Origin of the sequence: Chryseobacterium culicis (assembly GCF_002979755.1) — a bacterium.
Taxonomy (GTDB): Bacteria; Bacteroidota; Bacteroidia; order Flavobacteriales; family Weeksellaceae; genus Chryseobacterium; species Chryseobacterium culicis_A.
Genome location: NZ_PCPP01000001.1, coordinates 398,700 through 422,291, shown reverse-complemented (window position 1 = coordinate 422,291; position 23,592 = coordinate 398,700). Strand labels below are relative to the sequence as shown.

Genomic DNA, 23,592 nt, shown 5'->3' with positions numbered 1-23,592 from the left:
GGTGAAGGAATTAAATATTCCTATCACACTTACAAACGCTCAAACGCTCACACCCTCAAACTCTTCCACTCCACCTAATTTTATAACTATTATCCTTAAATTTATAACAGCCTTAGTTTTCCATTTTGGAAATTTGTACTATAAATTTAAGAATCATGGACCAACAGTATAAAATACTCGGAATGACCTGTTCCGGCTGCCAGAAAAAAATTTCAAATCAACTGAACAGTGTTGATGGGGTTACCGCCGATGTAAATCTGGAAACCAATACCGCAACAATCACTTCTGAGCATGGAGTAAAACTTTCAGCTTTAAATGATGCTTTGGCAGAAATAGGAAAATACAGACTTGAAGATCCCAATCATCCTGAAACCACCTTTGTAAAACCTCAGGATCGCGTATCTCCGTCTTCAGTATACTATTGTCCAATGGAGTGCGAAGGAGATAAAGTATATTTCAAACAGGGCGAAAGATGTCCTGTCTGCAAAATGTATCTGGTTCCTATTGAAGAAAAACTGGCTAAAGACCCTAATCACAAACCGACCTATTCCTCAACCCTTCTTCCGGAAAACTTTAAAGACAGTATCGGAAAACACTATTGTCCGATGTTTTGTGAAGGAGATAAAGTGTACGATGAAAAAGGAGATTGCCCGGTTTGCCACATGCATTTAGAACCTATCACGGAAGAGCTTGTACAAAAAGCGGGTTCGCATCAACATCATTCTCATTCCCACTCTCATCATCATGATCATAGCCATAGTCACAATCATGAAGCTCCTAAAGTAACTGATGAAATGGCAGGCAGATATTACTGTCCGATGTATTGTGAAGGTGATAAAACCTACGATTCCAATGTAGGATGCCCTGTTTGCGGAATGGATCTTGTAAAGTATCCCGAAAAGAAAACCGCAAAATACACCTGCCCTATGCACCCGGAAATCATCCGTGATGAACCCGGAGACTGCCCGATCTGCGGGATGGATCTCGTAAGAATGCCAGACAGTAGTGAAGATGAAGAAGATGAAACTTATACTCTATTAAAAAGGAAATTCATTACTTCATTAGCATTTACCATTCCCGTTTTCATTCTTTCCATGGGTGGAATGTTTATCAATTTCCCTTTTTCCCATCAGGTTCAGGGATTTATTGAACTTGCTTTAACGCTTCCGGTGATGTTTTATTCAGGCTGGTTTCTGTTAAAAAGAGGTTGGGTTTCTTTTAAAACCTGGAATCTTAACATGTTCAGTCTTATCGCTCTGGGCGTAGCTGCAGCATTTATTTTCAGTATTGTAGCATTAATTTTCCCGGATATCATTCCGCATGAAATTCGTGGCCATAATCATGAAATTCCTTTATATTTTGAAGCGGTCTGTGTGATTTTAACCCTTGTTATTTTAGGGCAATTGATGGAGGCTGCAGCTCATAAAAAAACGGGAAATGCCATCAAAGAATTGATGAATCTTTCTCCCGATGAAGCCAATCTCATCGTAAATGGTGAAGAAAAGAAAGTTCTGCTTTCTCAGGTAAAAATAGGAGATTTATTAAAAGTAAAACCTGGTGAAAAAATTCCGGTAGACGGAAAAATCATTGAAGGTAATTCTATTGTTGACGAAAGCATGATTACGGGAGAACCTATTCCTGTTGAAAAAAATGTAGATGATAAAGTGTCTTCCGGAACCATAAACGGTAATCAGGTATTCATTATGAAGGCAGAAAAAGTAGGTGATGAAACCCTGCTTTCACAAATCATTAAAATGGTCAATGAAGCGAGCCGCAGCAAAGCTCCAATCCAGAAGCTTACCGACAAAGTTTCAAAAGTTTTTGTTCCTGTGGTCATCCTTATCGCTGCCCTTACTTTTATTCTGTGGCAGTTTTTCGGTCCGGAAGGAAAAAGAAGTTTATTTGCCTTTGTGAATGCTGTGGCAGTTTTAATTGTAGCATGTCCCTGTGCACTTGGGCTTGCAACTCCCATGTCTTTAATGGTAGGAATCGGAAAAGGAGCTAAAAACGGAATCCTGATCAAGAATGCAGAAGCTCTTGAACAAATGAATAAAGTGAATGTCCTGATCACTGATAAAACAGGAACCTTAACGGAAGGAAAACCATCAGTAGAACACATTGAAACAGTAAACGGTGATCAGCATCAGATTTTACAACTTGCTTTTTCTTTGAATCAGAATTCTGAACATCCACTTTCCAATGCCGTTATAAAAAGAGCAAAGGAAGAGAATCTTACTGCTGAAAAGGTAGATCAGTTTGAAAATATTTCCGGAAAAGGAGTAAAAGGAAAAATCAATAATAAGACTGCTTACTTAGGAAATGAAAGCCTGTTGACCTCCCATCAGATTACAATTCCCGAAAACGTAAAACGAAAAGCTGTCGAAGTACAGTCAAAGGCACATACAATTTCTTACATCGCACAGGATCAGCAGGTGCTTGGATTCATAAGCTTTACAGACAAAATCAAAGAAAGCTCTAAAAAAGCAGTGAAACAGCTGATGAGTGAAGGAATAGACGTCATCATGATGACAGGAGACAATGAGCATACTGCAAAAGCTGTTGCAGATGAATTAGGAATTAAGCATTTCAAAGCCAACTGCCTTCCTGAAGATAAACTCAACGAGGTAAAAAAACTACAACAACAAGGTAAAATTGTAGCCATGACCGGAGATGGCATCAATGACTCTCCTGCCCTTGCCCAATCCGATGTGGGAATTGCTATGGGAACAGGAACAGATGTTGCCATTGAAAGTGCTGAGATTACTTTACTAAAAGGAGACATCTTAGGGGTGGCAAAAGCGAAATTGTTAAGTGAAAAGCTTCTCAAAAACATTAAAGAAAACCTATTCTTTGCGTTCATTTATAATGTTTTGGGAGTTCCGGTTGCGGCAGGATTATTGTATCCATTCTTTGGAATTCTTTTATCACCAATGATTGCAGCTGCTGCAATGAGCTTCAGTTCCTTGTCTGTGATACTGAATTCATTAAGGCTCAACTCAGTGGATCTGGATATAAAATAACATTATGACAAAAGAAAATCTTTACATAGGATGTTCGGGATTTTATAATAATGACTGGAAAGGGTCTTTATATCCTGAAAATGCCCAAAGTAAAGATTTTCTTTCTTTATATTCAACAACCTTCAATGCCGTAGAAATCAATTCTACTTTTTATAGAAAACCAACTTCAAAAACATTATTGAAGTGATATGATGAAACGCCTGATAATTTCAGATTCTTCATTAAAATTCCCAAAGCCATCACCCATCAAAACAGGCTTGAAAATTCCAGAGATGAGATTACTCTATTCTGCGACCATATTCAAAACAGTCTAAAGGATAAACTTTCCGGATTCCTATATCAATTTCCTCCTTCCTTTAAAAACACAGCAGAAAATACAAAGCGGATCATTGACAATATTGATCATAGATTCCTGAACGTCATTGAATTCCGACACAACTCATGGTGGCAAAACGAAGTATTTGATCTTTTAAAAAAACATAATATTATTTTCTCGGGTGTAAGCTTTCCTGGCAATCTTCCCGAAGACCTTATTATTAATCATTCGGAGATACTTTATTATAGACTTCACGGGAAACCTGTTCTTTACAAATCAGAATATAGTAAAGATTTTATTGATGTATTAGCTGAAAAGGTTAAAAATGCTACGCAAACCTCATTTATTTTCTTCAATAATACCTGGGGAATAGCAGCTATTAAAAATTCCCTGTATTTAAAAAGCATCTTAAAATAAAGATTCTGTAAAAATTATCTTTTGTTAAAATAAAATAATTCTCCATTCAATGAAGAATATTAAAATATCAACATATATAGAGAAAAACTATTGGTTTCGCATTTATAAATGTTAAAAAGCAAGGAAAACAAAATCATATAATTACAATTCAATTCTTATTGGAAATTGCCTTTAAAATAAAGTTCTTAAAATAAACTTAAAAAGAAAAACAACTGCACAGCATGGCATATAATTTGTTAACTTTCAATTGTTATTTTTAACGATTTTTAACAATTTAAATTCCATTATCTTTATGAGAAAAATTTTTGCGGGAAAGTCAAAAAATGCGACTTTTCTAGGGATGTTTGCATTGATGAGTGCAACTTCGGCTTTACTGTATAGCTGTAATTTTAAAAATGAAGTGAATAACGACCCCGTCGTCAGTTCACAGGAACATCCTTCCGCAGAAATAGTCCCCAATATGGACGATGAAAGTGTAGACCCGGATAAAAGAGTGATCTACCTTACCTTTGATGACGGCCCCAATCAGGGAACCGAAAATCTTTTAAAAATCCTGGACAAAAGAAATGTTTGTGCAACCGCCTTTCTGGTAGGAAAACATGCCTATGGAAGCAAAAAGCAGAAAGATGATCTGCTGCTGCTGAAGCAAAATCCTCTTGTAGAACTTGCCAACCATAGCTTTAGTCATGCCCATAACAAATACACAGATTTTTATAAAAATGCTGAATCAGTAGTTCATGATTTTGACATCGCAAAAGACAGTCTGAAGCTTACTGATAAAATAGCAAGAACTCCCGGAAGAAATATCTGGAGACTCAACAATATTAACGTAACTGATATCAAAAGTTCTACTGCAGCTGCAGATGGCCTTAAGAAAGCAGGTTATAAAGTCATCGGATGGGATCTCGAATGGAGACCTTCCCAGAAAATGACTTTGAAAGGAAGCCATGAAGCCATGATCAAGAAAGTGGACAGTATTTTCTTAAACGACCTTGAGAAAACTTCCAGACACCTTGTTTTCCTTACCCATGACCAATACCTGAGAGATGCAGACTCCATCAACGAGCTGGATCTGTTTATTGAAAAACTACAGAGAAGCAACAAGTTTGTTTTCAGAAAAATTTCTCAGTATCCTAAGATTAATGAGGTTTTGAATTAATTTCACTGTAAAAGTATAAGGTAAAATGTATTCATGACTGGGAACTGTCAGGGAAATTTCGGAAATTTGCATCTATGAGTATTAAAGAAAATTACAACGCTATAAAAGATCAGCTGCCATCCGGTGTTCAACTGGTTGCTGTTTCGAAAACACATCCGGCTTCTGCAGTTCAGGAAGTGTATGATCTCGGACAAAAAGTTTTTGGAGAGAATAAAGTACAGGAACTGATGGAGAAAGCCCCGCTTCTTCCTCAGGATATCCAATGGCACCTGATTGGTCATTTACAGACCAATAAAGTAAAATATATAGCTCCTTTCATAGATACCATACAAAGTGTGGATTCTGAAAAACTATTGACAGAAATCAACAAAGAAGCAGAAAAGAACAGCAGAGTTATTAAAGTTCTTTTACAGGTAAAAATTGCCGCAGAAGAAAGTAAATTCGGACTTGAAATTTCTGAGGCTAAAAATGCTTACCAGCAATATATGGAAGGTAAGTTTCCCAATGTTGAAATTACTGGCTTAATGGGAATGGCAACATTCACAGATGATGAGCAGCAGGTAAGAAATGAATTTTTAACCTTAAAGAGTCTTTTTGACGAATTAAATCAATTAAAAACTGTAAACACCTTATCAATGGGAATGAGCGATGATTTCCCTATAGCGATCGAGTGTGGGGCTAACTCTGTGAGGGTTGGATCTGCGATTTTTGGGAAAAGAGACTACTCAAAATAGAATATTTAGGTACAGTTTTTGCTAATAATTGAAACAAAAAATTTAAATTTGCAACTATGCAAAAAATCCTTATAGTAGAAGACGAAAAAGCAATCTCGGGAGTACTTCACAGTATTCTTTCGGATGAACTAACCGATTATGAATTTGTTATCGCCGAAGACGGCCTTGAAGGTTACAAACAGGTAGAAAAAGAAGATTTCGCTTTGGTGATTTCTGATATCAAGATGCCTAAACTTTCAGGAACCGAACTGTTGAAGCAAAGTCTTGCATTAAAACCAGAAACTACTTTTATCATGATTTCAGGCCACGCAGATATTGATTCTGCTGTTTCCTGTTTGAAAGAGGGTGCATACGATTTTATTTCCAAACCAATTGATATCAACAGACTTATTACAAGTGTGAAAAATGCATTGGTTAAAGAAACTCTGAAGAAAGAAAACAAAAATCTTCAGACTGAAAATAAAACCTTAAAGAAAAAAGTAAGTAAAAAATACCAGATGATTGGTACGTCTGCTGCTCTCCAAAAGATTCAGGATATGATCGAAAAAGTAGCAGTTTCTGACGCCAGAGTTCTAATCACCGGGCCTAACGGTGCCGGAAAAGAATTGGTAGCCCATGCAATTCATAATCAAAGTGAGCGTGCAAGAGGTCCTATGGTAGAGGTAAACTGTGCGGCTATTCCATCTGAACTTATTGAGTCTGAGCTTTTCGGACACGTAAAAGGATCTTTTACAGGTGCTATTAAAGATAAGCAGGGAAAATTTGAACAGGCTAACAACGGTACGATCTTCCTTGACGAGATTGGTGACATGAGTCTTATCGCTCAGGCTAAGGTATTGAGAGCCCTTCAGGAAAGCAAAGTTTCTCCTGTGGGAAGTGATAAAGAAATCAAAGTTGACGTAAGAGTAATTGCGGCAACCAATAAGAATATGCAGAAAGAAATTGAGGAAGGAAAATTCAGAGAAGACCTTTACCACAGACTTTCTGTAATTGAAATTTATGTTCCACCTTTGGATGAAAGAAAAGAGGATATCAAATTGCTGGTTGAACATTTTTCAGGGATGATTGCTGATGAGCATGGTACTTCTGCGAAAAAATTTGACGATAAAGCTATTGATGCTTTAAAAGCTCTTTCATGGACTGGAAATATCAGGGAATTAAGGAATGTTGTGGAAAGATTGATTATTCTTGGTGGAAACACTGTTTCTGAAGGTGACGTTGCAAGTTTTGTAAGGAAATAATAAAGTTATTATTTACCATATATAAAAATTTGCAGTGTTACCACTGCAAATTTTTTTTTGCCCCTATTTTAATTATAAACTATATGAATCTTAAAATATTATGAACTTTTTAAACAAAAACTATACAAAAGAATGCCTGACTTTGGCTCTGCCTGTGATGCTTACCCAGGTAGGGCAGGTTTCAGTAAATTTATTCGATAATATTATTGTCGGAAAACTTTTGGGTGCCGATGCACTGGCATCCGTTTCATTGGGTAACGCTGTGTTTTTCTCCATATTTGTATTAGCCCTGGGCTTTTCATTTGCAATCCCGCCATTGGTTTCGGAAGCACACTCAAAAGAGGATCATGCTACGATCAATTCCGTATTCAGCCATGGTTTTATCATCAATATGTCTGTTGGGATTATCCTTATGGTGGTTTTACTGTTGGGAATGCCACTACTCTATCACTCGGGACAACCTGCCAAGATCATTCCTGATACCGTAGGATTTTTAAGTATAATGGTGGTCAGTATGATTCCGTTCATGGCATTCCAGACGCTTCGTGAAGTTTCTGAAGGACTGTCTTATACCATTGGTGTTACGAAAGCTACCATTATTGCCAACATCATCAATATTGCATTAAACTATGTCTTTATCAAAGGACTTTGGGGAATACCTGCAATGGGTGTACAAGGATCCGCTTTGGCAACCTTGATTTCCAGAGTTTTCATGGTGGTTTTCCTGTATTTTGTATTGCTTAAAGAAAAAAGAACAAGACGCTATATCAAGGATTTTTCTTTAAAAATTCAGGATTTCTCAAAGCAAATGTTTGATAAAATGGTAAGGCTTGGATTGCCTACAGCTTTACAGATGTTCTTTGAAGTAACAGCATTTGCCGGGGCTGCATTTATCTGCGGACTGATTTCTGCTCATGATATTGCTTCTCACCAGATTGCTTTAAGTATGGCTTCCTTCACCTTCAACCTATGCGTCGGGTTTAGTGTTGCTTCTACGGTAATGATCGGAAGAAAACTGGGCGAACAGAACTTTGTTGAACTGAGAAAAGTAGGAATCAACAACCTGAAGATTGCTTTTATTTTCATGTGTATCTGTGGACTGGTATTTATTTTAGGCAGAAATATACTCCCTACATTCTTTACGAAAAAAGAAGAAGTGGAAGTAATTACACTGGCAGCAAAACTTATGATCATTGCAGCTTTATTCCAACTTTCTGACGGAATTCAGGTGACTGCATTAGGAATGCTGAGAGGGCTTCAGGATGTGAAAATTCCATCTATCTATACCTTTATTGCTTATTGGGTAATTACCATTCCTTTGGGATATTTCTTCTGTGTAACATTGGAAATGGGAGCATTCGGAATGTGGATCGCACTTGGATTAGGACTGACAGTATCAGCCGTTTTCCTGGTGAAACGATTTCTGAATATGTCTGCGAAAAGAATTAAGCAGAATTCATAAAAATAAAATAGCTGTTTCAAATTTGAGACAGCTATTTTTTTATACTTTCTATTGTATTATTGAATACAATTAATTCCTTTAAATTTAATCTATTCTCTTCCCTAAAATCTTCAGACTTCTCTCCACACCATCCAAAATCGCTACATTAGGAAGGCTTCCCCAATCTTCAAAGCCGAAGTATCTGAACAACTTCAAACTGGGTTCATTGTGAAGAAAAATAAGAGCTACAAGGTTTTTTACCCCAAATTTTCCAGCGTTATCAATACAATACTGAAGAATAGTTTTTCCATATCCTTTTCCTCTGCAGGTTTCATCCAGATAAATGCTTACTTCTACCGTTCCATTGTATGCCGCTCTTTCATGGAATGAACTGAAGCTCACCCACCCTACGGTTTCATCCTGCTCATCTTCAACTACCCAAAGTGGTCTTGTCTGAGGATTGTGTTCCTCAAACCATTTTAGTTTGCTTTCTACAGAAACTTCTTCCATATCTGCAGTCACCATCCTGGAGGCTACTGTTAAATTATATATGGCTACAATTTTATGTAAATCTGCCAGCTCAGCATTTCTGAATTTTAATTTTTTCATGAATATTGGATTCACTTATTTTAATACAAAATTACTAAATTTTCAAAACACCCCATCAAAATCCACACTTAAATTATTAAATATTAATATCTAAAACAAAACACCCCTTAAAAACACACCAAAATATCATTAGTTAAAAAAAAATAAACTTTTTTGAAAGACGCAAAGACGCAATGGAATTGGAAGATCAAATATTTTAAGGCGCAAGGATTTTATCTTCGATAAAATTGAATACTGGTTATTTTTTAATCACTTGAAGATTCTTTTAATTAAACAAATTCTAATAAAAAAAGACGAGCACAGTTTCCGCAACTTGCAGAAAAATTCATAGTCATCGTTTGCTGAAAATCTTTGATTTTCTTGCGCCTTAAAATTACAAACAAGAATTAAAAAAACTTTGCGTCTTTGCGATTTTCCAACAAAAGAATGATGTTTAAAAATTATAAATGAGCATTGAGAAAATCTTTACATCTTTTTGCTTGTCAACGAAATCATTTCAAATCCTTTAAGATTCTATTTAAACTTCTCACTGTAATGCCTAGATAGGCGGCCATATCTTCTTTAGAAATCTGAATGCCTTGCTTTGACTGCATGTTCAGTAATTGTGTTACAGTATGTTCTACCGTATACAGCTGTTGATAAGATGCTCGGCTGGAAGTATTGATAATTCTTTCCGCAAATGAATCCAATAATAAATGGTTAAGAGCGAGATCATTTTTAATCAAAGATTTGAAATAAGAAACATTGACTTCATAAACGGTCACCTCAGATACGGCTTTTACTCCACATAAACAGCTGATATTCTTCATCAATTCTACTTCTCCAAGGATTTCCCCATTTCCCAGAAATTCGACAATATATTCTTTTCCGTTTTCTTCAGTAAGATAGCATTTGGCAACACCTTCTTTAATCAACATAACCTTTGACAGTGGCTGATGCTGTATCAATATATTTTCTTCCCGGGAGAAATCCTTTACTACAACCTCTTCTCTACCCTCCTGCTTCATGTAAAGTTCTTCAAAATACTTTAGAAATGCCTGATTTGTTCGTAACATATGTGTTCGGGACAAATGTCCTTTGTTTATTGAGTTTTTATACTGAATTTTGACACCAGAAAATTACAAAACAAAAATGAATAATCATATTACAACCATTGCCTTTGATGCTGATGACACCCTTTGGATCAATGAACCTTATTTTCAGGAGGCAGAAAAAGAATTCTGTATGCTGCTTGAAGATTATCTTCCGCAACATTCTGTGTCGCAGGAACTGTTTAAAACGGAAATGCAGAACCTTCATTTATATGGCTATGGAGTAAAAGGATTTATGCTTTGCATGATTGAAACTATTGGCAGAGTTTCCAATAATACCGCGTCATTAGAGTTAGTGAATAAAGCGATTCAGCTGGGTCAGGATCTTCTTCAGAAACCTATTGAATTGTTGGATGGCGTTACGGAAACCCTTGAAAGCTTAAAGGGAAAATACCAACTGGTTGTCGCGACGAAGGGAGATCTTCTGGATCAGGAGCGTAAATTGAAAAATTCAGGGTTACAGGACTATTTCCACCACATTGAAATCATGAGTGATAAAAAAGAAAATGATTACAAAAAACTTCTGAAGCATCTGGATTGTAAACCTGAAAATCTTTTAATGCTTGGAAATTCTATAAAATCAGATATTTTACCGGTGCTGGAAATTGGAGGTTCTGCCGCCCATATTCCTTATCATGTCACCTGGACTCATGAACAGCATGAAGTTAACCTGGAACATCCCAATTTTATGGAACTTAAGAGTGTTGATGAGATTTTGAAGTTGCTTTAATTTTTTAAACCATTAAGTTTTATGAAGAGGATAAGATGATTAAGATGAGCTTCGCTTTAAAAGAAATACTTGAGTGATTTATTTTATGTAGTTTTTATGCCTCTAACTTCCTTATTATATTTTTTAATCAAAAAAAGAGACTGCTTATTACAAGCAGTCTCTTTTGTTATTTATTTCTTCAAACATTTTTCAAGGAACTGATCCTGCTCCCATAAAAGATGTAAGATATTTTCTTTAGCCTGGTATCCGTGGGCTTCTTTTGGAAGAAGAACCATTTTTACCGGAGCTCCAAGGTTTTTCAATGCCTGGAAGTATCTTTCAGTCTGCAAAGTAAATGTTCCCGGATTGTTATCCGCATCACCATGAATCAGAAGAAGAGGTGTTTTCATTTTGTCTGCATGCATGAATGGAGACATTGTATTGTAAATCTCAGGAACATCCCAATAGTTTCTCTGCTCGCTCTGGAATCCGAATGGCGTCAACGTTCTGTTGTAAGCACCACTTCTAGCAATTCCGCATGCAAAAAGGTTAGAATGTGTCAAAAGGTTTGCAGTCATAAATGCACCATAAGAATGCCCGCCTACGGCTACTTTCTTTTTGTCGATATATCCCAGATGATCAACGGCATCAATGGCAGCAGCAGCATTGGCTACCAACTGTGGAATAAAAGTATCATTAGGCTCTGTTTTTCCTTCACCAATAATCGGGAAAGCAGCATCATCAAGAACAGCGTACCCTTTTGTTGTCCAGTATACAAAAGATCCGTAGTATGGGAATGTAAAATCGTTCGGGTTTTGAGTGTTCTGCCCTGCTGTATTTTTATCTTTATACTCTGTAGGATAAGCCCAAATTAGCAATGGAAGCTTTTCTTTCTTCGCTTTTCTGTCGTAATTAGCAGGAAGATAAAGGGTTCCGGTTAAGGTAACACCATCATTTCTCTTGTACGTAATCACTTCTTTGTAAACGTCTTTAATACTTTCAAAAGGGTTTGCAAAGGTGGTTACAGCTTCTGCTTTATTAGATTTAATATTCTTTTTGAAGTAATTAGGATAAATGCTCGGCGACTGTTGAATGGTAAGAATTTCACCTTTTGAAGCATTAAGAATATCAATAATTTCTTCTTTACCATTCTTTATATTCGAAGTGTAAAGTCTTTTCTTTTTCAGGGATTTCACATCCATTTCATCGATAAAAGGATGCTGTCCGTCTTTGGTGAATCCAGCTCCAATCAGGTAGGCTTTTCCTCCTTTCATATCGATAACATATCTTCCGTACTGATTTTTTGTTGTATTAAAATTTCCCGGATCACTGTAAACATCCTGATAATTTCTATCATCGAAAACTTTAGATTCTCCGTTATTAATATCTACCAGGTAAGATTTTGTATTTCTGGTATCATACCAGCCTTCAGAAACAATAGCATAATGATCATTAGTCCAAACTACATCATCATATCTTTGTTTTGTTTTGAAGAAAGATTTAGGAGCTGCTGTAAATGGAGCTTCCCATGTAAATACCTCGTCTCTGTACTCTGCGGTTTTAGACTGGTCTCCTCCATCTAAAGCTTCGGCATAAGTAAGAGTTGCAGGCGCATCACTTCTCCAGGCCATATCTCTTTTTCCGGTTCTTACCGATGAGAATCCTTTCGGCATGATTTCATTCAAAGGAACATCATTTACTGTTTTTACCGTATTTCCTTTCATGTCATACACTACTGTTGTGGATGGAAATCGGTTAAGTGGAACGATATAGGAAAATGGTTTTTTGATCAGTGTAGCCATCAGATAATTTCCGTCCGGAGAAAAACTTAATCCGGCATACATATTCTGGTCTTTCAATTTCTTAAGATTACCTGTAAGATCTACATTATAAATTTCAGAAGCCGTAAGGGTTTCAAAGTTTTTTTCATCCTGAGGATTTTTCAAAAGATCCTGATAGGTTCTGTTCTGGGAAACTTTACCATCTGCTGTTGAAACAATAGGTCCTGTAGGAAGATCTTTGCTTGCATCGATAAGCGCAGGTCTGTTTTGTGGAATTGCTCTGATCAATAAGCTTTGAGAATCATTATACCACACATAAGGCATTCCTAAATTGGCATTCAGATTATCTGCTGTAATTTTATTGGCAGAAGCCGTTTCCATATCTACGATCCAAAGCTCTACTCCTTTATTGGTAGTATTGGTAAAAGCCAGTTTCTTTTCATCCGGAGAAAATGAAACATAGCCAATTTTTGGATTGGAAGGCAGGTTTTTTACCTGAATTTCATTTTTATCGTTGATTTTTCTGATCTTCAAATCATTAGAATAAGTAATGCTGCTTGAAATATTAGTAACCGGATTGATTCTAAGTCCACCAAGCTTCATTTCATTCTGACTGAGATCTTCGAGTGTTTTATATGTTGGACGGTACGTAAAAACCACCCAGTCTTTTTTGCTGTTCATCAGAACACTTGGAGGTCTTTGATAATCTGCCAGTTTTAAAATCTCAGCAGAAGGTTTCTGATACGTAATATTTTCCTGTGCATCATAAAAATTGAGAAATGCCAAAAGGCAAATAGTCAGTTTTATCTTCATATAAATTCATTTTTTACGAATGTAGTGAATTTAAAAGAATTTTAACATTAAAAAATAAGACTCTTTTTGGTGTCATATTTATTTTTTTATTACATTTATCTTACAAATTAAAATAATATGAAAAATTTAAGAAAATTAACGAAGAAAAATCTAAAGACCGTTATGGGAGGAAGCGCTCCCTTATGTGATCCGGGATATATGGCTTGCAGAGTAAGAGACGAAAAGGGAAATCTGATCTGGGAATGCTTACCTAACTGTAATTATTAATAAAAGAAAGGCACTTCATTTTTTGAAGTGCCTTTCTTTTATATTGTATTGTTCTTATTGTAAAATTACCAGTCTGAAGCTCTTTTTCTTCTTTCAATCATATGGTCTACCGAAACTTTTCCAGCCCCGATCACGATAAGCAAAAGATAAACAGAAAGATAAATAAGGCTCATTTCTCTTTTTTCAAAAGGATCTGCTCCATGTACAACAAAGCCGGCAATGATCATTGTAAAGATCAGAAATCCTAAAGAAACTCTTGTGAAAAGTCCTAATATAAGGAGTATTGAACACACAAATTCAGCAAAAACAGTAAGAATCAGTGATATCTGAGGACCAAGACCCATAAAATCGAAAAACTCGATTTTACCTCCTGCCAACAGCATCTGAAGCTTTGGAAAACCATGAGAAAGCATTGCAAAACCTACAAACACTCTCACAACTAATAAAATAATATCTTTAAGTATTGAGCTTGAATTTGAATTATTATAGTTCATTTACTAAAAAATTTATACTAAGGTAATAAAAATCTTTTAATACAACGGGATTCCGGCTGTTTTAGTTTATCGGTAACCGAAATTTTTAAGGTCTCTGTCGTTCTTTCTCCAATCTTTTTTCACTTTTACAAATAAGTTTAAATGAATTTTTTTGGTAAAGAATTTCTCAAGATCCAATCGTGCTTCAGTTCCTACTTTTTTGATGGCTTCACCTTTGTGCCCGATAATAATTCCCTTTTGAGTATCTCTTTCTACATAAATAATAGAGTCTATAAAGATAATCCCTTCTTTTTCCTTGAACTGTTCAGTCACAACTTCCACAGAGTATGGAATTTCTTTATCATAATTCAGAAGGATTTTCTCACGAATTGCCTCGTTTACAAAAAATCTTTCAGGTTTATCCGTGTACTGATCTTTATCGTAGTAAGGTGGGTTTTCAGGAAGTAAAGATTTTATTTTTGGTAAAATAACTTCTGTATTGAAAGCATTTAACGCAGAGATAGGCAGAATTTCAGCCTTTGGAATTCTATTGTGCCAGTCTTCTACTAATTTTTCAAGACCTGCCTGATCAGTCTGGTCTACTTTATTTAATAAAAGAAGAACGGGTACAGGAATTTTATTCAATTTATCAATTAAAAATTCTGAAGGTTCTGCTTTATCGGTAACATCTACAATAAACAGGAATACATCAGCATCCTGCAGAGAGTCCTTTACAAAATCCATCATTTTTTCCTGCAGTCCGTATTTTGGATCCAATACTCCGGGAGTATCAGAAAATACGATCTGAAGATCATCTTCATTATAAATACCAAAAATTCTGTGACGGGTTGTCTGAGCTTTCTGCGTTACAATCGCCAATTTCTCACCCATTAATTGGTTGAGCAAGGTCGATTTTCCCGCATTGGGCTTTCCAACTATATTTACAAATCCAGCTTTGTGCATAAAAATAATATTACGAACTGCAAAGTTAGTAAAACAAAATTGGTCTTTACGGTTAATCTCAATATTTAAAAGAAAAAAGAGAGTTATACAGCCTTAAATGGCTGTAATAAAAGAAAATTAAAAGCCACTACCATGCTCATATCATCACAAGATTGTAAAAAAACATAGGATTATTTTGTATTGCATTACCTAAAACTGATATTTTTGAATATTAGAATTCATCTTTATGAATATAGACCAGATTCTTGACCAGGTTTACCTTCTTCCTGAAACCTCAAAAAACAGTTTAAAAGAACATATCACTGAAGTTTCGCATCCTAAAGGCTTTTGTCTGATGGAAGCCGATAAAGTGATTCCTTATCTTTATTTTATAAGAAAAGGGATTGCGCGGGCCTATTCTTCAACTTCTGATAATGATATTACCTTCTGGTTCGGAAGTGAAGGACAATGTATTCTTTCCATGAAAAGCTATGTAGAAGACAAACCCGGCTATGAAAGCATCGAATTACTGGAAGACTGTGATCTTTACAGAATGGAAACAGAAAGTCTCAGAAAACTCTTTAATGAAGATATTCATATTGCTAATTGGGGAAGAAAACTGGCAGAAGCTGAGATGATAAAATCTGAAGAGCTCATTATTTCCAGACAGTTCAAAACTTCTCTGGAACGTTACAAAGACATCATCACCTACCAGCCGGACTTGCTTAAAAGAGTTCAGCTCGGTTATATTGCGTCTTATCTTGGGATTACGCAGGTGAGTTTAAGCAGGATACGGGCGGAAATCAAGTAAATTTAAAAATTTAAGGATTGAAAAATTTAAAAATTCTGTGATCCCTAGTTTATGTTTTGGCTAAAGCCAAAGGAATGATTATTTTCTTTTGAAAGCGGACTAAAGTCCGCTCCTATTGATATAACCACTTTTTTCCTCAAGCTTCCATCTTTCTTTCTTAAAAACCATCTTCATTTTTTAACAATTGTAAAATTTTTTCTCCCGTTAAATGCTGAAATTTGCTGGAGAAAAATTTAAGAAATGAATTGGATCATATTAGTTATTGCAGGATTATTTGAAGTTGCCTTTGCATCATGCCTGGGAAAGGCAAAAGAAACATCAGGAACCGAAATGTACCTGTGGTATACCGGTTTCCTGATCACGATGACAATCAGCATGCTTTTGCTAATTAAAGCGACTCAAACCTTGCCTATCGGTACGGCTTATGCGGTATGGACAGGAATCGGAGCAGTAGGAACTGCCTTAATGGGAATTATTTTCTTTAAGGATCCTGTAAGCTTTTGGAGAGTTTTCTTTATTGTAACCCTTATTGGTTCTGTGGTAGGATTAAAGGCAGTCTCTTCATCCCATTAAAAAGCGCATAAACTTCTATCTATATTTAAAAATGGAACCGTCTTCGTATTGAAGGCGGTTTTTTCATTTCTATTTTTATTTAATCTAATGGAATTAAGAAGGACGAAAATCTTTTATATTTGTGGGAAACTTTAACCTATGAAAAAAATTTTACTCCTTTTAGCAAGCAGTCTATTAACTGCCCAGCAAACCTCCGAATTACTTTCCAACAACTGGTATATTTCTAAAATGGTGACCAGTGGCGGCCAAACAACCAATACTCCTGTGATTGACAATGGAGTTCCCGCAACTACCTTTAATTCTGCGGGAGGAACAAGCTATGTGATTAATTCCAGGTATTATAACACCTCTATGATGAGTTTCGGGGTCATACCCGGAGGTAATAATCTCATCAAAACAGCAAGTGCATGTACTCTTTTGTTTTATAACGGAGGAAATGCTGCACCTGTTCGTGCCTACGATCAGAAAAACTGTGACGCGTATGTTTTAGGAGCTTATGGATCTATATACAGCTATCAGATCACAAACAATGGCAATATTAAAACACTTACGATCACAGATCCTTCAGGAAACAAAGTATACTATAACAATACTCCACAACTGAGCACTAAAGAAGCTCAAGCAACCGCGAAAACCTTTAAAGCGTATCCAAACCCTGTAAAAGAGGTTTTACATCTTGAAAACATTGAGAGAAACCTTCCTCTTAAGATCTACGATTTATCAGGGAAACTGGTATTTGAAACTACAACCAATAGCAACAAAACCTCGATTGATACAAGCAGCCTGCAGAAAGGGCAGTACATAATAAAGATAGAAAATTACAAGTCCTATCCTTTTGTCAAAGAATAAAAGAGGACATTTCATCATATAAAAACCCGCTTCAATGTTGAAACGGGTTTTATTTTATTTTTTATAGACTACAGGTAAAATTTCATTATGCCTTAGTCCGTATTTTTTAATTTCTTCTTCAGAGAATTTCTGGGAATAAAAATTCGGTTCTATTTCAAAGCCTGCTTTTCTCAGGCGGTCAAAATAATCCATTCCGTACCAACGAACGTGATCATACTGACCGAAGTGTTTCTGACGTTCTTTTGGATCTTTAATGGTAAAATCTTCATAGGTTTTCTCCAATGAATTTTTCATCGGAACCTGAAGAATTCCCCATCCACCGGGTTTCATTACTCTGTAGAGCTCGCTCATTGCTTTTGCATCGTCTTCAATATGTTCCAGAACATGGTTACAGAAAACAATATCAAAGCTTTCATTTTCAAAAGGTAAATCCAGGATATCTGCTTTCACATCTACAATGGGAGAATATAAGTCTGCCGAAATATAATTCAGGTTACTCATTCTCTTGAATTTTCTTAAGAATTCCTGTTCGGGAGCGATATGCAGTACTTTATAATTTTTAATGAAAAAATCAGTTTCATTCTGAAGATACAGCCACATCTGACGGTGTCTCTCCAAGCTTAAAGTTCCTGGCGAAAGAGCATTTTCTCTTTGTTTTCCATATCCATAGGGAAGGAATTTCCTGTAAGATCTTCCATCAATAGGATCAAAAAACTGATCTCCTTTGAAAAACTGATAAATAAGCGGTCTTGCCCAGATGCTCATTTTAATAAGCATCGGACGTGGAATTTTATTCAGTAAAAGCTTAGTTACCTTTTTCATTAAAAATCCAGTTGGAACTGCTTCTCTTCATCACTTACAATCCCTAAAGCTTCGTATACATAATCAAATGTGGAAAGCAATACCGGCTTACCATTGATTACTGCTACATCATGTTCGAAGTGAGCAGATGGCAAATTATCTAAAGTAGTTACTGTCCAACCGTCATTATGGAACTTTACTTTTTCAGTACCCATATTCACCATTGGCTCGATAGCAATTGCCAAACCGTCTTTAATTACTTTTCCGCTTCCTTGTCTTCCGTAGTTAGGAACCTGTGGATCTTCGTGCATTTTTCTTCCCAATCCGTGTCCTACAAGCTCTCTTACCACTCCATATCCTTCTTTTTCACAATGTGCCTGGATTGCATGGGAGATATCTCCTATTCTCTTTCCTCTGACAACCTGCTCAATTCCTTTGTATAAAGATTCTTTGGTAACCTGTAGTAATTTTTTAACCTCAGGTTTCACTTCCCCGATTTCAAAAGTATAGGCATGATCTCCTACGAAACCATTAAGGATCACTCCACAGTCAACAGAAAGAACATCTCCTTCTTTCACTATGTCGTTGTTAGGAAAACCATGAACTACCTGCTCATTCGGAGAGATGCAAAGAGAATTTGGAAATCCTCCATACCCTAAGAATGCAGGTTCAGCACCGTGATCTTTAATAAAATCATGAGCCAGTTTATCTAAATATAAAGTAGTAATCCCTGGTTTAATTTCTTTTGCCAACATTCCCAATGTTTTAGAAACCAATCGGGCACTCTCCTTCATGAGACGTAATTCGTCTATCGTTTTTAATTGAATCATTGTATTAATTTACCAATGTATTAATGTATCAGTGTAACAATATTGATTGATAAATTGGTACACCGTTAAATTGTTATATTATATCTTACCAGAAAAGGCCTTTTTTCTTTTCTTTTTTAAGTTTTGAATAAGCAAGGACTTCTTTTCCTTCTACACGGAATTCTATTCTTTCCTGAATAATATTGTAGATCTCACCCCATCCTGGAAATCCTCCTAAATTTCTGTCATCAATAAACCAGTCTGCATCTAATTTTCTGGACTGATTTTCAGGATCAAAAACTTCTCCTTCGAAGCTTGAATTCACAGAATAAAATTCTATTCCGTTTTTTTTACAGAATTCTACAGCTTCATCTAAAGTTTTTCCGTGTCTGTATGTCCAAAGTATCAATCTGAATCCTTCAGCCTGAAGTCTCTTCAAAGTTTCGAATGCAAAAGTTTTCGGTTTTCCAATGGCCGGGTAAGCATCATCAACAATAGTCCCGTCAAAGTCAACAGCGATCTTTTTATTATTTAACATTTTGTCTTTTTTTAGCTTTGCAAAGATAAGAAATAAAAAGAGTGCCCAAAAGAAAGGCACTCAATTACTTTTATATTTTAAATAATAATATAGATCTTATTAGCTTTTCACCCAGCTAAACTGGAACTGAAGATCCGGAGTAGAAACTCGGTCTGTGATCTTCTGAAGTCTTGCAGGAAGTTTCATCAGATATTCCTGAGCTTTTTCCGCTTTTTCTGTAAGTCCTTTTACATGCTCGATTTTCCATTCATCTAAAAGGTCCTTCATAATATTGATATAATCCTGACCTGTGTACACCATACATCTTTGTGCTGCATCTGAGAAATGTCCCCAAAGTTCACCAGCTTTTTGTCCGGACTGTCTCATTAAGTGAGCAGGCATTACAATTTTCTTACGCATCATATCTTCGAATGCAAGGATCATTTCTGAAGGGTCTACTTCAAGGATTTTTGCTACGAAATGTTTGTATGCTTTAGCGTGTCTTGCTTCATCTGCTGCAATTACACCACACATTTTTGCCAATTTCCCGTTTCCGGATTGTTTAGCCAATGTACCTACTCTTCTGTGAGAGATATTGGTAGCTGTCTCCTGGAAACTTGTATAAATGAAGTTTCTGTATGGGTCCATACTTGTTCCCAAATCAAATCCGTCATTGATAAGATATTGAGTAGTGATCTCAACCTCTCTCATATTTACTCTTCCACACAGATAAAGATATTTGTTTAATAAATCTCCATGTCTGTTTTCCTCAGCAGTCCATGCTCTTACCCAGTTGGCCCAGCCTACTTTTTCTTCCTGATTGATTCCGTCAACGCCCATCAACCAAGACTCATACGAAGGAAGAGCTTCCTCTGTGATACAGTCTCCAATCAGTGTTACAAAAAGGTCATAAGGCATTTCACGGGCAAAAGTCTGAATTTCTTCTAAGTCGTGTTTAAATTCATCGCTTGAAGGATCTGGTAAATAATCGGAAGGCTGCCAGATTTTTTCAATTGGCGTTAAAAATTTATCAAGAAAAGAACCTACTTCCTTTTCCAATAATCCCATTACTTCTTTCCTAACAAGCTTTTGATACATTTTACTATTCAGTTTTAATTTACAAAGATATGATTTATTTATTATTTAGCGCATAATAAAGTATGCAAGTCATACCTTATCTGACATAAATCATAAAAAAAATGCCGCTATAAAGGTATAACGGCATTTTTTCTATGATATTATTGAATATTAATTAACCAAAACATCTCCTGTCATTGCATCTGGTATTTCAACCCCCATTACTTTAAGAATGGTAGGTGCCACATCTCCCAGTTTTCCAGGTTTTAAGTTCCAGGTTTGGTCTTTATCCATAACGATAAAAGGAACCAGGTTTGTAGAATGCTGGGTATTAGGAGTTCCGTCCGGATTCATCATTACATCAGAGTTTCCATGGTCTGCAAGAATAAAAACAGCATATCCGTTTTCATAAGCAGCGGTAGCTACTTTTTCGATACACTGATCTACCACCTCAGCGGCTTTTACAGCTGCTTCAAAAACACCTGTATGTCCTACCATGTCTGTATTGGCAAAATTTAAACAAACAAAATCAGCTGTTCCCTGTTCCAGTTCCGGCACGATGGCATTGGTAATATCATATGCTGACATTTCCGGTTTCAGATCGTAAGTAGGAACGTCTTTCGGGCTTGGGCACAATAATCTTCTTTCGCCTTTAAACTCTTCCTCTCTTCCTCCTGAGAAAAAGAAAGTAACGTGCGGATATTTCTCAGTTTCTGCGATTCTGATCTGGGTTTTTCCATTTTTCTCAAGAATTTCACCCATAGTTTCCGTTAATACGTTTTCATCAAAAACAACCTGTACATTCTGGAATGTTTTATCATAATTCGTTAATGTGATATAATAAAGGTTTAGCTTTTTCATATCATATTCCGGGAAATCCTTCTGGGAAAGCACCTCAGTAATTTCTCTCCCTCTGTCTGTACGGAAGTTGAAACAGATCACCACATCATTATCAATGATTTTTGCTACTGGCACTACATTTCCTGTAGCAGTAGTGTTCATTAGAATGATTGGCTTCAGGAATTCATCGGTAATATTATTATCATACGAAGCTTTAATAGCTGCCAATGCATCTGTTGTGGGCTCTCCTACTCCTTCTACAAGGGCATCATAAGCCAGTTTTACACGCTCCCATCTTTTATCTCTGTCCATGGCGTAATATCTTCCTACCACTGTTGCCAGCTTTCCTGTAGTGGCATCCATATGTTTTTGAAGCTCATCGATAAATCCAAATCCAGAGTGTGGATCACAGTCTCTACCATCGGTAAATGCATGAACAAAAACGTTTTCATTCAATCCAAATTCTTTTGCAGCCGTCAGTAATCCTTTTAAGTGATTGATATGTGAGTGTACTCCTCCATTGGAAACCAATCCGATAAAGTGTATTTTTTTATTTTCTCTTTTGGCATATTCAAAAGCATCCTGAATCACTTTTTCCTGACCCAGTGTTCCGTTTTCCACTGCCATGTTCAGTTTCACCAGATTTTGGTAAACTACTCTTCCGGCTCCCAGGTTCATGTGTCCTACTTCAGAATTTCCCATCTGTCCGGCAGGCAGACCAACAGCCAACCCACTTGCTTCAAGCGTAGTATGTGGAAATTTTTGGTAACAGCTGTCTATGAATGGAGTATTTGCTTTATCTATTGCAGAAACGTCAGGGTTTGTTCCCAATCCCCATCCGTCAAGAATGGCCAGTATTGCTTTTTTTGACATTTTGTAAAACTTTTGTGAGACAAATTTACCTAATTTCCTATGAATAGAAGAATTTGAAGACTCGAATTTTATGGACTGATGATGATAAGTCATCTAACCGTGTCAAGGTTTTGAACCTTGAAAAGGTTGAAAAGTTGAAATTTCGTTGATTATTTCCGTTCATTAATCGGTAAATCTTTTTAATTTTGCAGTATGGATTTACGAGATCAATTGAAGAATCTTTTTCCTGAGCATGAAGAGCAGGATTTTGAGATGCCTGAAGAACAATTCAAGCAGAAAGAGCCTTTGGTATGCAAATTTGAGAAAAAAGGAAGAAATGGTAAGCCTGTAACGATTGTTGAAGGCTGGGAAGGCAGCGAGGAAGACCTCAAAAAAATCTCAAAGAAAATAAAAACCACCTTGGGTATAGGCGGCTCTGAGAAGGATGGAACGATTATCATTCAAGGGGATAACCGTGATAAAATAATGAATATCCTTAAAGAAATGGGATATAAAACCAAACGTGTTGGCGGATAGTTCTAGAAATAGATCTGGGTTTCCGGCAGTAAGGTTTTTAAGTTTTCAATTTTAGATTTTTCTATAGGATTTCCTGTAAGAATCAACGTTTTCAGGTTTTTAAGCTGTTTGATTTCTTCAGGAATATCTTTCAGATTGTTGTTCGCCAGATTCATACTGACGATATCTTTCAATCCTTTTACTTTGGGTGATATTTCTGTGATATTATTTCCACTGACATTTAAAAATTCGAGATGTCTGGCTTTGAAAAGGTTCTCAGGAAGCCTGATAATTGCATTCTGCTGCAGTTCAAGATATTTTAAATTTTCCGGAAAAGACAAATTTCCAAGATCATTAATCTGATTATCTGAAAGGTTCAGGAATTTCAGGTTTTTGATCTGCTTAAGTCTGTCTGCAATGAAGCTTATCTGATTTCCCTGCAGATTAATTTCTTCCAGGGTCGGAATTTCCATTAGGGCTTCCGGAAAGGTATTCAGGTTGTTGGCATCAAAATGCACGACTTTTAGGTTCTGAAGCTGTGCAAGATTAGGATTAATGCTTGTCAGACTATTCAGATTCATTGAAAAAGAGGTCAGTTTCTTAAGCTTGCTTACCTCATCGGGAATATATTTAATACTGTTTTCATTCACATTTAAAATTTCCAGTCCTTTTAATTCAAAGAGTTCCTGATCCATTTTCTCGAGCTTATTAGCCATGATATTCAGAAAGAATAATGAATCCAACTTCACGATTTTAGGAGGGATATTAAAAAGTCCTTTTTCCCGAAAGCTCATACTGTACACTGCTTTTTTACTGTTTAAAGCTTCTTCGATGTTGGTAAAAGTGGGATATTTCACCGGATCAATCTGAGCTTTGATCTGAGAAAGTGAGAGTATGGCAATAAATAAGACTAGCTTTTTCATAAACATAAAAG

Annotated in this window: 22 protein-coding genes and 1 pseudogene; 12 read left to right on the top strand and 11 right to left on the bottom strand. The window is 36.2% G+C overall.

Annotated elements, in window-relative coordinates:
- The first annotated feature begins 155 nt into the window (after positions 1-155).
- The 6 genes and pseudogenes from CQ022_RS01995 (at position 156) to CQ022_RS01970 (ending at position 8,349) form a co-directional block, all read left to right on the top strand.
- Positions 156-3,020: a heavy metal translocating P-type ATPase gene (locus CQ022_RS01995; RefSeq protein WP_105682597.1), complete on the top strand. Its 2,865-nt coding sequence runs from the start codon at positions 156-158 to the stop codon at positions 3,018-3,020.
- Positions 3,021-3,024: 4 nt separating this feature from the next.
- Positions 3,025-3,753 (top strand): annotated as a pseudogene (locus CQ022_RS01990) (DUF72 domain-containing protein).
- Positions 3,754-4,045: 292 nt separating this feature from the next.
- Complete coding sequence (locus tag CQ022_RS01985; protein WP_105682598.1) at positions 4,046-4,912, top strand: polysaccharide deacetylase family protein; 867 nt, start codon at positions 4,046-4,048, stop codon at positions 4,910-4,912.
- 74 nt (positions 4,913-4,986) lie between these two features.
- Positions 4,987-5,646 carry a YggS family pyridoxal phosphate-dependent enzyme gene (locus CQ022_RS01980; RefSeq protein WP_105682599.1) on the top strand — a complete coding sequence of 220 codons (660 nt, stop codon included), beginning with the start codon at positions 4,987-4,989 and terminating at the stop codon, positions 5,644-5,646.
- 56 nt (positions 5,647-5,702) lie between these two features.
- A complete protein-coding gene (locus CQ022_RS01975) occupies positions 5,703-6,887 on the top strand; it encodes a sigma-54-dependent transcriptional regulator (protein WP_105682600.1) in 1,185 nt (394 codons plus the stop codon).
- Between the two features lie 100 nt (positions 6,888-6,987).
- A complete protein-coding gene (locus CQ022_RS01970; protein ID WP_105682601.1) occupies positions 6,988-8,349 on the top strand; it encodes an MATE family efflux transporter in 1,362 nt (453 codons plus the stop codon).
- A gap of 84 nt (positions 8,350-8,433) precedes the next feature.
- Here CQ022_RS01970 and CQ022_RS01965 read toward each other — a convergent pair whose 3' ends face one another.
- The gene (locus CQ022_RS01965; protein WP_105682602.1) at positions 8,434-8,937 is read right to left on the bottom strand and encodes a GNAT family N-acetyltransferase; all 504 of its coding nucleotides are present in this window, start codon (positions 8,935-8,937) and stop codon (positions 8,434-8,436) included.
- A gap of 491 nt (positions 8,938-9,428) precedes the next feature.
- Positions 9,429-9,992: a Crp/Fnr family transcriptional regulator gene (locus tag CQ022_RS01960; RefSeq protein ID WP_105682603.1), complete on the bottom strand. Its 564-nt coding sequence runs from the start codon at positions 9,990-9,992 to the stop codon at positions 9,429-9,431.
- A 76-nt stretch (positions 9,993-10,068) separates the two neighbouring features.
- On the opposite strand from CQ022_RS01960, the gene CQ022_RS01955 reads away from it, so the two are divergent.
- Positions 10,069-10,758 carry an HAD family hydrolase gene (locus tag CQ022_RS01955; protein ID WP_105682604.1) on the top strand — a complete coding sequence of 230 codons (690 nt, stop codon included), beginning with the start codon at positions 10,069-10,071 and terminating at the stop codon, positions 10,756-10,758.
- Between the two features lie 170 nt (positions 10,759-10,928).
- Here the strand turns inward: CQ022_RS01955 and CQ022_RS01950 are convergent, their stop codons facing one another.
- Positions 10,929-13,331 carry an alpha/beta hydrolase family protein gene (locus tag CQ022_RS01950; RefSeq protein ID WP_105682605.1) on the bottom strand — a complete coding sequence of 801 codons (2,403 nt, stop codon included), beginning with the start codon at positions 13,329-13,331 and terminating at the stop codon, positions 10,929-10,931.
- 117 nt (positions 13,332-13,448) lie between these two features.
- Here CQ022_RS01950 and CQ022_RS22860 point away from each other — a divergent pair, with 117 nt between their 5' ends.
- Complete coding sequence (locus CQ022_RS22860) at positions 13,449-13,598, top strand: hypothetical protein (RefSeq protein WP_165791652.1); 150 nt, start codon at positions 13,449-13,451, stop codon at positions 13,596-13,598.
- Positions 13,599-13,663: 65 nt separating this feature from the next.
- On the opposite strand, the gene CQ022_RS01945 is transcribed toward CQ022_RS22860, so the two are convergent.
- The gene (locus CQ022_RS01945) at positions 13,664-14,092 is read right to left on the bottom strand and encodes a DoxX family protein (RefSeq protein ID WP_105682606.1); all 429 of its coding nucleotides are present in this window, start codon (positions 14,090-14,092) and stop codon (positions 13,664-13,666) included.
- A gap of 66 nt (positions 14,093-14,158) precedes the next feature.
- Positions 14,159-15,034, bottom strand: a complete 876-nt coding sequence (era, locus tag CQ022_RS01940) for a GTPase Era (RefSeq protein WP_047384549.1) — start codon at positions 15,032-15,034, stop codon at positions 14,159-14,161.
- A 226-nt stretch (positions 15,035-15,260) separates the two neighbouring features.
- Between era and CQ022_RS01935 the strand changes: the two genes are divergently transcribed.
- The 3 genes from CQ022_RS01935 (at position 15,261) to CQ022_RS01925 (ending at position 17,246) form a co-directional block, all read left to right on the top strand.
- Complete coding sequence (locus CQ022_RS01935; protein ID WP_105682607.1) at positions 15,261-15,824, top strand: Crp/Fnr family transcriptional regulator; 564 nt, start codon at positions 15,261-15,263, stop codon at positions 15,822-15,824.
- A gap of 240 nt (positions 15,825-16,064) precedes the next feature.
- Positions 16,065-16,397 carry a DMT family transporter gene (locus CQ022_RS01930; protein WP_045496196.1) on the top strand — a complete coding sequence of 111 codons (333 nt, stop codon included), beginning with the start codon at positions 16,065-16,067 and terminating at the stop codon, positions 16,395-16,397.
- Between the two features lie 138 nt (positions 16,398-16,535).
- Entirely contained in the window at positions 16,536-17,246 is a 711-nt protein-coding gene (locus tag CQ022_RS01925; RefSeq protein ID WP_105682608.1) for a T9SS type A sorting domain-containing protein, read from the top strand.
- 54 nt (positions 17,247-17,300) lie between these two features.
- Here CQ022_RS01925 and CQ022_RS01920 read toward each other — a convergent pair whose 3' ends face one another.
- The 5 genes from CQ022_RS01920 to gpmI all read right to left on the bottom strand — a co-directional run bounded on the left by CQ022_RS01920 (position 17,301) and on the right by gpmI (position 22,163).
- Positions 17,301-18,068, bottom strand: a complete 768-nt coding sequence (locus tag CQ022_RS01920) for a class I SAM-dependent methyltransferase (RefSeq protein WP_105682609.1) — start codon at positions 18,066-18,068, stop codon at positions 17,301-17,303.
- Entirely contained in the window at positions 18,068-18,877 is an 810-nt protein-coding gene (gene map / locus CQ022_RS01915) for a type I methionyl aminopeptidase (protein WP_105682610.1), read from the bottom strand. Before map ends, CQ022_RS01920 begins: the two co-directional genes overlap by 1 nt.
- An 85-nt stretch (positions 18,878-18,962) precedes the next feature.
- The gene (locus CQ022_RS01910; protein WP_105682611.1) at positions 18,963-19,394 is read right to left on the bottom strand and encodes a BT0820 family HAD-type phosphatase; all 432 of its coding nucleotides are present in this window, start codon (positions 19,392-19,394) and stop codon (positions 18,963-18,965) included.
- Between the two features lie 99 nt (positions 19,395-19,493).
- Positions 19,494-20,471, bottom strand: coding sequence for an acyl-ACP desaturase (locus CQ022_RS01905; RefSeq protein WP_034696739.1), 978 nt, complete (start codon positions 20,469-20,471; stop codon positions 19,494-19,496).
- 150 nt (positions 20,472-20,621) lie between these two features.
- Positions 20,622-22,163, bottom strand: coding sequence for a 2,3-bisphosphoglycerate-independent phosphoglycerate mutase (gene gpmI, locus CQ022_RS01900; protein WP_105682612.1), 1,542 nt, complete (start codon positions 22,161-22,163; stop codon positions 20,622-20,624).
- A 192-nt stretch (positions 22,164-22,355) separates the two neighbouring features.
- Here gpmI and CQ022_RS01895 point away from each other — a divergent pair, with 192 nt between their 5' ends.
- Positions 22,356-22,679, top strand: a complete 324-nt coding sequence (locus CQ022_RS01895) for a translation initiation factor (RefSeq protein ID WP_103293686.1) — start codon at positions 22,356-22,358, stop codon at positions 22,677-22,679.
- Positions 22,680-22,681: 2 nt separating this feature from the next.
- On the opposite strand, the gene CQ022_RS01890 is transcribed toward CQ022_RS01895, so the two are convergent.
- The gene (locus CQ022_RS01890; protein ID WP_105682798.1) at positions 22,682-23,581 is read right to left on the bottom strand and encodes a leucine-rich repeat domain-containing protein; all 900 of its coding nucleotides are present in this window, start codon (positions 23,579-23,581) and stop codon (positions 22,682-22,684) included.
- Between the last annotated feature and the right edge of the window lie 11 nt (positions 23,582-23,592).